This is a genomic window from Lentisphaerota bacterium (assembly GCA_016873675.1).
Taxonomy (GTDB): Bacteria; Verrucomicrobiota; Kiritimatiellia; order RFP12; family JAAYNR01; genus VGWG01.
Genome location: VGWG01000214.1, coordinates 1 through 1,604, shown reverse-complemented (window position 1 = coordinate 1,604; position 1,604 = coordinate 1). Strand labels below are relative to the sequence as shown.

The following is a 1,604-nucleotide window of genomic DNA, read 5'->3' as shown; positions in this document are numbered from 1 at the left end:
CGATGGGGCATTGGTTGGAAAGTCAGACGAGTCCACGTTGGGCGACGCGGCTCTTCAACTTACAAAACGCCCCGCGACGCAAGCCGTCAGGCGCAGCGTTGCGGGGGGTTTTGCAAGAGCCTCGGGTATACTCTCCAAAACTTAAATGCGCTGGCGCCGTCCGCGCTGCGGCCGGGGCGCAATGCACTATGCAACCCGCTGGCTATAAGGGTGTTGTGGCGTGCTGTCTCGAGAAGGAGACGCATGTTCCACGGGGACGGAGTCTGTCCACAAATTCGGTACGGGCGCACTGCGGGGCGGATGGCTGGGAGGTTCTCGTCGTGCGATGACTAAATTCTACCGTTATTTCGTGGTCTGCCACGTCGCCGCGCTGGTGATCTACACCTCCTGGGCCTTTGCCGGGACGCGCATCGCGTGGTTATGGCCGATGTTCTGGCTCACCCTCGGCGTGATCGAGGCGATGGTGCTGCTGCCGGCGATGCGCGCAGGCGAGACCCTCGATCAGGCCCGGGGCCGGGTCGTCCGCACCCTCGTATTCGACCCCCTCCTCGCCATCTCCGTTGCCCTGATCTTCTTTCTGGTCTTTCAGAGCTTCAACGGCCCGCGGGCGCTGGTGCATGCGGGCGAGAGCGGGGGCTGGCGGATGGGGCCGCCGCCGCTGCCCGGGTTTCCCTCGAGCGTGGTGACGTGGGAGGCGGTCCAACTGCTCGCGTGGTTTCCGCCCGCGCTCGTCGCGGCCCTGGCCGTACGGCACGCGATGGATGCCGACGGGCGGCGCCTGCTGCTGCGCATCCTGATCTGGAACGCCGCCGCGCTGGCGCTGTCCGGCTGCGTGCAGATGGCGCTGGGATGCCGGGCGATCTACGGCGTGATCCCGATCAAGGCTCAGTTTTTCTCCTCCTTCGGCTACCCCAACCACGCCGGCGCCTTCTTCACCTTCATGCTGGTCGTCGCCGGCGGGTTCTGGCTCTACGAACGCGAGGACGGGGCGCCGGGCGCCGACCGCCTCCTCGTCGCGGTGTTTCTGCTCTATTGCGCGGCGGTGCTGTGCCTCTGCCGCACCTCGATCCTGATGGGCACCGCCGTGCTGCTGGCCGGCGGCGCCTTTGCGATCGCGCGGATCTGGCGGCGGCTTGAGCTGGGACCCCGCGTGATGGTCGCTGGCCTGTCCGTGCTGCTCCCCCTGCTGGGGTACATCGGTTATTTCGCGTTTCCCGGCAATCCGATCCGCCGCGAGCTGACGGGGCTGACGGTTGTCCGCCTGTTCACGGAGGTGTACGAGCGGGCGTTTGAGCTGCTCGTGCCCGCGGCCATCGCCATCTGGCGCGACAACCCGGTCTTCGGCGTCGGCGGCTGGGGCTTCCGGCACTTTGTCCCGCTGGTCCTCACGCCCGAGCAATACAAGAAGCTCTTTGTCGGCGCGGCCAATGTCCACAACGACGCCGTCAATTTCCTCGTCGAACACGGCGTCGTCGGCGCGGCGCTGCTGGCTCTGGCCGGCGTGACGCTGCTCGTGCCGCTCCTGCGCCGCGTCCCGCCGCCGCCGCGCGGACATCTCTATCCCATCTGCGGCTCTGCTGGCCTCTTCCGCTGGTTCGTCCTGT

Annotated in this window: 1 protein-coding gene; it reads left to right on the top strand. The window is 67.1% G+C overall.

Features of this window, described 5'->3' with window-relative positions; genetic code table 11:
- Window positions 1-325: 325 nt before the first annotated feature.
- Window positions 326-1,604, top strand: a 1,279-nt coding sequence (locus FJ222_12795) for an O-antigen ligase family protein (protein MBM4165299.1), incomplete at its 3' end; no start/stop codon positions are given.